Origin of the sequence: Aquabacterium soli (assembly GCF_003933735.1) — a bacterium.
Lineage (GTDB): Bacteria > Pseudomonadota > Gammaproteobacteria > Burkholderiales > Burkholderiaceae_C > Aquabacterium > Aquabacterium soli.
Genome location: NZ_RSED01000007.1, coordinates 291,860 through 300,584, shown reverse-complemented (window position 1 = coordinate 300,584; position 8,725 = coordinate 291,860). Strand labels below are relative to the sequence as shown.

The window sequence follows — 8,725 nt, the reverse complement described above, 5'->3', positions numbered from 1 at the left end:
GTTTTTCAACAGAATTGGCTGGTTGCAGTCCTTCAGTCAATGCTCGTCGAGCGACAGCTATCGACCCGTTGGCGACGCGCAAATTGCCGCTCATGCCGCGCGCCAGCAGATCCACGCGCGGTGTAGCGAGCTCTAGGCGCCGTCACCTGTCAGATACGGCTTCCACGCCTCGATCCAATTTGGCGAATCGTTCCAGGTTCGCTCATAGAGCGCCCGCACTTCTCGCACAAGCTTGCCCTCCGGCGCGTCATACTTGGCGTCGATGTAGGGTCGCGCCAGATCGAATAGATCGTGTGAGGGCAGGCTGGAGGTTCCCAGTGCCCGCTCACGGTGCCGGTCGATGGCGAGGAGCCAGGTGGGGAAGAAGTCGTAGCCGGGTGCGTGGATGTCGTCGTACCCGGTGAGCGCGACATGGCACTTGGCGAGATGCCAGTCGGCCAATTCCGCCAGCGCTTGAGCGAAGTGACCATCCTTCTCCCACGCACCGCGCAACACCTCGAACGGCGAGGTCTCTGCCAAGGTGTCGAGGTCTGCGCTGGTTGGTTGCGCCGTCGACAGGAACCTCATCAGAGCAAGCAATTGATGCTCCAGTTCGACCCGATGTGACCCGAGGCGGCGCAAGCGAGTTTCGAACAACGGGTAGAACGAGGCGCACTGCTGGAACTCTTCCTCGAAGCCGAAGCACGAAAGTGCCGCCGCGGCCACTGTCAATTCCAAGTACTGCTGCGCGTCGAAGAAGCTGACCTCCCGGGTGGCAGCGGCCAGGTTGGGAAACTTGGTCATGGATGCGAGGTAGGCACGCTCGAGGAACGCACGCTCCAGCAAGCGAAGTCGCCAGCAATCGCGCAGAGTACCCGCCATCGCGGCATCTCCCATCAGCAACCGGCGCGATGCGCGCCGTTGGATCCAACTCGTTTGCAGCCCCACCTTAAATGCGATAAGCCATGGGTCCGTCTCCTCCCCATTGCTGGGCAATGTCCACCGAGCGTACGGCGGCACCAACGAATCTGCCGATTCGGCCGGATCGAGCGTGCTCTCGTCGTCCAACAGCTTACGAAGCGACTTGATACAGCGAGCGCGGTGCTTGGATGCCTGCTGCGCCGGATCGATCGTTTTCGTCGGCTGCACGAAACCGACCGCCGCGAGGTGTATGCGAGCCGGCGCGTAGAACTCGTCTGCGCCAAAGTCGTCGGAAATGGTCACCACGTTCTTGCGCGCCATGCCGTTGAGGCGATCGAAGTCGGAAGGCGCGAGCACGCCGAAGCGGTAGGCATCGTCACCGACATCGATGAGCGCCAAGCGCAATCCGATCTGCTGCAGTTGATCGCGCAAGTGACACAAAACGTTGTTGTTGCGCAGGACCTCGCCCTGGTCCATGTCTATCAGGTGGTCGACAAAGGACCAGTCAACCGTATTACCAAGGCGGGCCAGCATTCGGTCGGTGCCGTTGATGATGCCGGAGGTCTCCTCACGCCAGTCGATGCAGGAAAGAGATCCCTGGGCGATGGCTGCATCCAGAAGCTCATGCAAACTCCCCGGCGGATCGACGGCCTCCCGCAGCAGTACCGAGGCGAGCTCGGTCAGGTCAAGCTTGGGCTTGCGTGGCATCGGGTGTTCTCCTCTGTGGTGGACTATGGCCAACCAGAAATGTAGGGCAGCTGAATGGAGTGGAGGGCCCTCGCGCGCGTTTTCGACTCTCAGGGTCCGCTCCTGGCCCGGCAGCAGCCCCTCGCGGCCTGAAGACCGATCGGTCGCTCTCGCTGCGAAGCAGCCATTCGGCGTCAAGTACCGAATGACTGCCTTGGGTCCTAAGCCAACGCTTTGGCAATGCTCCCCACGGTCCGCAACGCCGACTCAAAATCCTCGTGGTCCGGATGCCCGAAGTTGACGCGCATGTGGTGCGTGAAGCCCTGCCCTGCGGAAAAGAGCTGGCCAGGCGCCACGCTCACGGCCTGCGACAGCGCCAGGCGATGTAGCTCCAGCGCATTGACGCTGGGCGGCAGCTCCACCCAGGCGAAGTAGCCGCCCTCTGGGCTCGTGACCTTCGTGCCCGCAGGGAAGTGCTTGGCAATGCCGCGCAGCACCTGTTGCTGCTGCTGCGCCAGCAGGCCGCGCAGCTGGCGCAGATGCCGGTCGTAGCCGCCGTGGCGAAGGTACTCGCTGAGCCCTTCCTGCGATGGAACAGGCGCCGCCAGCGAACTCATCAGCTTGCGCTTCGCCACCTCGGCCGTGAACCGCCCAGCCGCGGCCCAGCCCACCCGATAGCCTGGCGCCAAGGTCTTGGAGAACGAGCTGCAGTGCATCACCAGGCCGCTGCGGTCCCAGGCCTTGGCCGGCCTCGGCCTGCTGGGGCCGAAGTAGAGCTCACCGTACACGTCGTCCTCGATCAACGGCACCTGGTGCTTCGCCAGCAGCTCGACCAGCGCCTGCTTGGATGCGTCAGGCATCAGGCTCCCGAGGGGGTTCTGGAAATTCGGCATGAGCCAGCAGGCCTTGACCGGATGCTCGGCCATGACGGCCGCCAACGCGTTGACATCGATGCCAGTGCGCGGGTGGGTGGCCACCTCGACAGCACGCAGCTTGCGGCGCTCCAGCGCTTGCAGGGCGGCATAGAAGGTCGGCGACTCCACGGCGACCAGGTCACCCGGCTCGGTGACCACCTCCAGGCACAGGTTGAGCGCTTCCATCGCACCGTTCGTGATGACGAGCTCATCGGCATCGACGCCGCAGCCCATCGGCAGATAGCGCATGGCGATCTGCCGGCGCAGTTCGGCACTGCCCGGTGAGAGGTCTTCCACGGTCTGCCATGGATCGAGGCGCCGCATGGCCTTGCCCATGGAGAGCGCCAACTTGGGCAGCGGGAACAGCCCGGGGCTTGGAAAGGCCGAACCCATCGGCACCAGCGCGCGGTTCTTCGCGTGCCCCAGCACCTGAAACACCAGTTCCGAAATCTCCACCGGACGACCGGCTGCAGCAGGCGCAGACGGCTCAGGCTCCACATGCTTCGCCATGGCGCGGCTGACAAAGTACCCCGACCGCGGCCGCGCCTCGATCAGCCCGCGTGCTTCCAGCAGGTAGTACGCCTGAAACACGGTCGATGGGCTGACACCCCTGCTGCGGCAGGTCTCACGAACCGACGAAAGCCGCTCTCCTGGGCGTATACGCCCCTGCGCGATGGACTCGGCAACCTCATCGGCAAGGACTTCGTAGCGCTTCATGAAGGGGCAGCTGGCTGCAAGAACGGGGGCTGAGGTGGATCACACACCATACCAGCGCGCCATCTGATACGCAGTTTTTTCAGAAAACTGAATCTGGTATCGAGCCAGATGGTCTGGCAAAGTCATGCACCGGCAATAGCCTGGAAATGCTCGAAATGGATTGGGTCCCTACTGTCTTCATTGTGTTCAAGGCTCTCGTGCTGGGCACGGGCATGTTCTTCGCGATCAAGTGGCATTACGACCAAGGCAGAAAAGGCAAAGGCAAGGCAGAGCAGAGCGCGGTGTTACGCGCAAGCGTCAAAGTGGCCACGGCCTTCACGCTATCGCTCCTCGTCCTGATGCTCCTAGCCTTCGGCCTTGCCAAGCTGCTCGGTTTGGACTTGACCATCCCATGATGGCAAAGAACCATTAAAAAAGCCGCTGCGGTTGCAGCGGCTTTTCTGGCTCAGACCAAGGCGATCAAGCCGCCTTCTTCTGCTCATCCCGCAGCTCACGCCGCAGAATCTTGCCCACGTTGGTCTTGGGCAGGTCATCACGGAACTCGATGTACTTGGGGCACTTGTAGCCCGTCAACTGCTCCTTGCAGAAGCGCGCCAGGTCTTCCTCGGCCAGCGTCGGGTCCTTCTTGACCACGTACAGCTTCACCGCCTCGCCCGACTTGGCATCAGGCACACCAACGGCGGCGCACTCGACCACGCCCGGGTGCATGTTCACCACCTGCTCCACCTCGTTCGGGTACACGTTGAAGCCCGACACCAGGATCATGTCCTTCTTGCGGTCCACGATCTTGCACAGACCGGTCGCGTCCATCACGCCCACGTCACCGGTGCGGAAGTAGCCGTCGGCTGTCATGACCTTGGCCGTTTCGTCCGGGCGGTTNACCGGTGCGGAAGTAGCCGTCGGCTGTCATGACCTTGGCCGTTTCGTCCGGGCGGTTCCAGTAGCCGGCCATCACCTGCGGGCCACGCACGGCGATCTCGCCGGCCTCGCCGATGGCCAGCTCATTGCCGGCATCGTCCAGGATGGCGATCTCGGTGGAAGGCACCGGCAGACCGATGGCGCCGTTGAACGCGGCGTTGTCCAGGCGGTTGATGGTGGCCACCGGTGCGGTCTCGGACAGGCCATAGCCTTCCACGATGGCGCAACCCGTGACCTGCTTCCACTTGTCGGCCGTGGCCTGCTGCACCGCCATGCCGCCGCCGTTGCACACGCGCAGGGCCGAGAAATCCAGCTTGTTGAAATCAGGGTGGTTGACCAGGCCGTTGTACAGCGTGTTCACGGCCGGGAACTGGTTCACCTTGAAGCCCTGCAGCGTCTTGATGAAGCCGGGGATGTCGCGCGGGTTGGCGATCAGAATGTTGAGGCTGCCCATGCGCGCGCCCACCATGTAGCAGGCCGTCAGCGCGAAGATGTGGTACAGCGGCAGGGCGCACACGCCCACCAGCTGCTCGTTGCCGTTCTTGTCCAGCTCGGGCTTGAACCAGGCTTCGACCTGCAGGATGTTGGCCACCACATTGCGGTGCAGCAGCGTGGCCCCCTTGGACACGCCGGTCGTGCCGCCCGTGTACTGCAGGAAAGCCACGTCATCGGACTTGATCGTCGGGCGCGTGAACTTGGTGCTGGCGCCTTGCGACATCATGTCGTTGAAGCGGGTCACCTGCCGGCCACCGCCATTGGGCAGCGTGAACTCGGGCACCATCTTCTTGACGTGGCGCACCACGAAGTTCACCAGCTTGCCCTTGGCCCAGGGCAGCATGTCGCCCATGGAGGCCAGCACCACGTGCTTGACCGGGGTGCGCTCGATCACCTCTTGCAAGGTGACGGCGAAGTTCTCCAGGATGACGATGGCCTCGGCGCCCGAATCCTTGAGCTGGTGCTCCAGCTCGCGCGGCGTGTACAGCGGGTTCACGTTGACGACCACGTAGCCGGCACGCAGCACGGCGGCGATCGCCACCATGTACTGAGGCACGTTGGGCATCATCAGCGCCACACGCGCGCCCTGCTTCAGGCCCTTCGACTGCAGCCAGCCGGCCATGACCTTGGAGGCCTCGTCGAACTGCTCGAAGGTCCAGCGAGCACCCATGAAAGCCGCCGAATCGCGCCGCGCAAACTTCTTGAATGATTCATCCAGCAGATCGGCCAGCGAGTCGTAGATGCTGGGGTCGATTTCTGCGGGCACGCCGGGTTGATAGTGGGCCAGCCAGGGCTTCGCACTTGCCATGCTTGTCATCCTCAAATCTCAGAATGGAACGAAAAAAAACGCCCCAGCGGGCGGCGCAAAACAATTACAGGGATTCTGCAACAGTTCCACACACCTGAAATGCCATTCAGACGCGGGGCCACCTGGGGTCTTCCCGTACTTTAGGACAATCTGGAATCAAATGTTTCCCTTTATCATCCGACGCTTACGTGGAGTCCCCCAAATACGTCACGGCCCGACATGAGTACTGCCCAGCCCTCCCCCGCGTCGCCCAAACGGCGCTGGTTCCTCAAGACAGTGGTGGCCGTGGCCGCCGTCGGCGCAGCCGTCGGTGGCGGCATCTGGTTCCGCCGCGGTTTCGATGGCACCACCCTCACACCGCACGGCCGCGAGGTCTTCAAGGGCGTCGCGCGAGGCGTGCTCGGCCCGATGCTGCCGCCGCCCTCGCCCGAACGCGAGGCCATGCTGGCCAAGTACCTGGACAACCTCGAGGCCCTGATCAACAGCCTGCCCAAGGCCAAGCGTGACCAGATCAGCCTGCTGGCCGGCCTGCTGTCCAACGCCCCCACCCGCTGGATGACCTCCGGCATGTGGACCTCCTGGGCCGATGCCACGGACGAGCAGGTGCAGCAGGCGCTGACCCACCTGCAGACCTCCGACTCGATGGTGCCCAACATCTCCTTCGTGGCCGCACGCGCCCTGACGTGCATGGCCTATTTCACCATTCCCGACTACTGGTCTCGTGTGGGCTACCCCGGCCCGATGGCGATATGAGCAAACAGCCCGATGTATTTCGCGACGGCATGCAGCAGCATGGCTGGAAGATCTTCAATGGTGAACAAGGCCTGCCCGAGAAGCTGAGCTGCGATGTCGTCATCGTCGGCACCGGTGCCGGCGCCGGCATCACCGCCGAGGTGCTCACGCGCGCCGGCCTGGATGTGATCCTGCTTGAAGAAGGGCCGCTCAAGACCAGCAGCGACTTCAACCAGAAGGAAACCGAGGCCTATACCAGCCTCTACCAGGAGAGCGCCGCGCGCGCCAACATCGACAACAGCGTCACCATCCTGCAGGGCCGCTGCGTGGGCGGCACCACGGTGGTCAACTGGACCAGTTCCTTCCGCACCCCGCCCGACACGCTCAAGTACTGGCAGGAGCGCTTCGGCCTGAAGGACTACACCGTCGAATCGATGGCGCCCTGGTTCAAGCAGGCCGAGACACGCCTGGGCGTGGCCCCCTGGGAAGTGCCGCCCAACCCCAACAACGAACTGCTGCGCACGGGCGCCGAGAAGCTCGGCATTCCGGCGCATGTGATCCCGCGCAACGTGCGTGGCTGCTGGAATATCGGCTCGTGCGGCATGGGCTGCCCGACCAACGCCAAGCAGTCCATGCTGGTGACCACCCTCCCCACCGCCCTGACCGCTGGCGCGCGCCTGTACTACCAGACCCGCGCCGAAGCCTTCAGCATCAAGGATGGCAAGGTCCAGCACCTGAGCTGCGTCGGCATCCGCCAGAACGGCGACAAGGTGTCCGACAAGGTGCTTCACATCACCGCCAAGCACTACGTGGTCTCCGGCGGCGCGATCAACTCGCCAGCGCTGCTCAAGCGCTCCGACGTGCCCGATCCGCACGGCCTGATCGGCAAGCGCACCTTCCTGCACCCCGTGTCCTTCTCGTCGGCCATCTACGCCGACAAGATCGAAGGCTGGACAGGCGCGCCGCAGTCCATCTACTCCGACCACTTCCTGCACACACAGCCGGTCGACGGCCCGATGGGCTACAAGATCGAGGCGACGCCCATTCACCCCGGGCTGGTCTCCGTGCTGCTGGGCGGCATCGGCAGCGAGCTGGCCGAGCGCTTCAAGAACTACCCGCACACGCAGATGCTGCTCTCGCTGATGCGTGACGGCTTCCACCCCGAATCCGAAGGCGGCTCGGTGTTCCTGAACGTGGACGGCTCACCACTGTTGAACTACTCGCTCACGCCCTATGTGCTGGACGGCTTCCGCCGCTCCTTCCTGAGCATGGCCGAGATCCAGTTTGCCGCCGGCGCGCAGAAGGTGATGCCCTACCACCAGCACGGCAAGTACTACACCAGCTGGGCCGATGCCCAGAAAGCCATCAAGGAACTGGACATGCGCCCCTTCCTGACGGGCGCCGGCAGCGCGCACGTGATGGGCGGCTGCGCCATGGCGGGTGATGAGCAGCGAGGCGTGGTGCAGCCTGATGGCGTGCACTGGCACATCTCCAACCTGTCGGTGCACGATGGCTCGCTGTTCCCGACCAGCGTGGGCGCGAATCCGCAGCTGTCGATCTACGGCACCACCAACCGACTGGCCACTCAGCTGGCCAAGCGGCTGTCCGGGAAGGATGTCGCGCTGGCCTGAGCCACCGGCTCGGGCAACAAGGCGTCGGCCGGGATCGGCTCGTTGTGCGCCACTCGGCGCGCGCTGTCCGCCCCGAGCCTGTAGGCCACCCAGCCCACGCAGGCCGCCAGCGCCAGGTGGCGCAGCGAATGGCCGCTGATCACCTGGCCCGTCCAGTCGAAGAAGGGCCGGTCGGCCCAGTCCACGGTCTGGGCCACCACGAAGCTCAACTGCGAGCGCATCCAATCCTGCCGTGACAGCAGGTGGCCATGCAGCGTCCACGCACCCGTGGCCACCAGCGCAATGGGCGACAGCTCCAGCCAGATCAGGGGCCGCAGATCGCCCACGCCCCAGACGTGCAGGCTGTACAGCCACCAGATGCCCCCCAGCAGGGTGGCGATCAGTGCGGTGGCGATGGCGGGGCTCAGGCCGAAACGCCGGTCGATGCGCTCGGCCAGGAAGGCCGCCGCGAACAGCGAACAGGCGGCCGAACGAGGCAGTTGATCCCAGATGAAGGTGACGTCACTGGGCGCCCAGTGGTAGACCATGCCACCCACCGTGGCCAGCATCTGGCAGCAGAAAAACCATCCCCAGACCCAGCGCAAGGGCTCGCCCCCTGGCAGGCGGCTCACCCGCCACAGGCCCCACAAGCCGATGGGCAACAAGGGCAGATGCGACCACACGTTGACTCCGAAAGGCGTGCCCACCCAGGTGCGCTGATCGGCGAATTGGTGCATGTGCGGCACCAGGCTGACCGGGCCCCAGGCCACCAGGCCGGCGGCCCCCGCCAGCGCCATGGCGAAGACGAGGGCCACGGTCGAGCGCCGTGACAGCATCGAAGAAACCGCAGCTTGTTCGGGAATCTGGGGGTTTGACATGGCGAGCAGAAAGCCCGGCAAACGGCACCGGCGGTGCAATCCTCCCGCAGGACGCGGGAAGCGTTC

The 8,725-nt window shown here is 64.2% G+C and carries 6 protein-coding genes and 1 pseudogene; 3 read left to right on the top strand and 4 right to left on the bottom strand.

Going from position 1 to position 8,725, the window contains the following annotated elements; translation table 11 throughout:
• Positions 1 to 132 precede the first annotated feature (132 nt).
• Both EIP75_RS11345 and EIP75_RS11340 read right to left on the bottom strand, forming a co-directional pair.
• Positions 133 to 1,608 carry a DUF6630 family protein gene (locus EIP75_RS11345; RefSeq protein ID WP_125243373.1) on the bottom strand — a complete coding sequence of 492 codons (1,476 nt, stop codon included), beginning with the start codon at positions 1,606 to 1,608 and terminating at the stop codon, positions 133 to 135.
• A 200-nt stretch (positions 1,609 to 1,808) separates the two neighbouring features.
• A complete protein-coding gene (locus EIP75_RS11340; RefSeq protein WP_125243372.1) occupies positions 1,809 to 3,218 on the bottom strand; it encodes an aminotransferase-like domain-containing protein in 1,410 nt (469 codons plus the stop codon).
• A gap of 155 nt (positions 3,219 to 3,373) precedes the next feature.
• Here EIP75_RS11340 and EIP75_RS11335 point away from each other — a divergent pair, with 155 nt between their 5' ends.
• Complete coding sequence (locus EIP75_RS11335) at positions 3,374 to 3,613, top strand: hypothetical protein (protein WP_125243395.1); 240 nt, start codon at positions 3,374 to 3,376, stop codon at positions 3,611 to 3,613.
• A gap of 64 nt (positions 3,614 to 3,677) precedes the next feature.
• Here the strand turns inward: EIP75_RS11335 and EIP75_RS11330 are convergent.
• A pseudogene (locus tag EIP75_RS11330) lies at positions 3,678 to 5,439 on the bottom strand (AMP-binding protein).
• A gap of 219 nt (positions 5,440 to 5,658) precedes the next feature.
• On the opposite strand from EIP75_RS11330, the gene EIP75_RS11325 reads away from it, so the two are divergent.
• Positions 5,659 to 6,192 carry a hypothetical protein gene (locus tag EIP75_RS11325; protein WP_125243371.1) on the top strand — a complete coding sequence of 178 codons (534 nt, stop codon included), beginning with the start codon at positions 5,659 to 5,661 and terminating at the stop codon, positions 6,190 to 6,192.
• Positions 6,189 to 7,802: a GMC family oxidoreductase gene (locus tag EIP75_RS11320; RefSeq protein WP_125243370.1), complete on the top strand. Its 1,614-nt coding sequence runs from the start codon at positions 6,189 to 6,191 to the stop codon at positions 7,800 to 7,802. Before EIP75_RS11325 ends, EIP75_RS11320 begins: the two co-directional genes overlap by 4 nt.
• Here the strand turns inward: EIP75_RS11320 and EIP75_RS11315 are convergent.
• Positions 7,757 to 8,659 carry a hypothetical protein gene (locus EIP75_RS11315; RefSeq protein ID WP_125243369.1) on the bottom strand — a complete coding sequence of 301 codons (903 nt, stop codon included), beginning with the start codon at positions 8,657 to 8,659 and terminating at the stop codon, positions 7,757 to 7,759. The two genes, EIP75_RS11320 and EIP75_RS11315, sit on opposite strands and share 46 nt — an antisense overlap.
• Between the last annotated feature and the right edge of the window lie 66 nt (positions 8,660 to 8,725).